At 36.6% G+C, this 718-nt stretch carries 1 protein-coding gene; it reads left to right on the top strand.

Annotation, left to right across the window (positions count from 1 at the left end; all coding sequences use genetic code 11):
• Positions 1 to 260: 260 nt before the first annotated feature.
• Positions 261 to 473 (top strand): hypothetical protein, encoded by a 213-nt coding sequence (locus ACFIK8_RS11430; RefSeq protein ID WP_375635915.1) that lies wholly within the window; start codon positions 261 to 263, stop codon positions 471 to 473.
• Positions 474 to 718 lie beyond the last annotated feature (245 nt).

Consider the following 718-nt stretch of genomic DNA (forward strand, 5'->3'; position numbering starts at 1 on the left):
GAACAGCAAAAGCAAACGGAAAAAGCTTTAAAAGCAGCCACAACACGTCTGGAGGTGGAAAGTGAAGTTAATCAAAAAAGTGATGCTGATGTGCGTGCTGCTCTCTCTGACTGGTTGCGCGACAAATAAATATGCTTCTTCTTGTGTTGGCTGGTTGCCAATTTATTTAGACAAGAAAGATCTGAACGCCATCAGTTCAAACTTAGCAAGAGAAATTTTAAAGCACAATAATCTAGGTGAACGCGTATGTGGGTGGAAACATGGCTAGAAAAAAAACACAAGACGATATAGAGCTTACAGAAGCAGAAAAAGAAATACTTCAAGAAATCATCATGACCTACAAAAGTGTAAAAGTGATGTCTCGTTATACGAAATGGATTGTACTCATTATACTCTTATTAGCGCTTGATTTTTCACGTATTATGGATGCATTAGTAAGTATTTTTACACAAAAACCAAATATCCGACTCTAAACATACTCTGAGACGCGCGAAATTCTTTAGAAAACGGATTCTTAATTTTGCTCGTCTCATGGAGGCGATAGAGAATGTCTTCGCCCATTTGAAGCAGTGGATTTCAAAGAATTCAAAAAATTATTAGAGAATGTTGGAGGAAAAAGATGAGCTTTGTAACGGTATGTTGGAAAATCCTATTCCCGAACTTTTGTTAACGCTCCCGAACCTTTAAAAAGATTACAAAGAATCAATACGTTATACAT

It is taken from the genome of Bartonella sp. MR168JLCBS, from assembly GCF_042194175.1.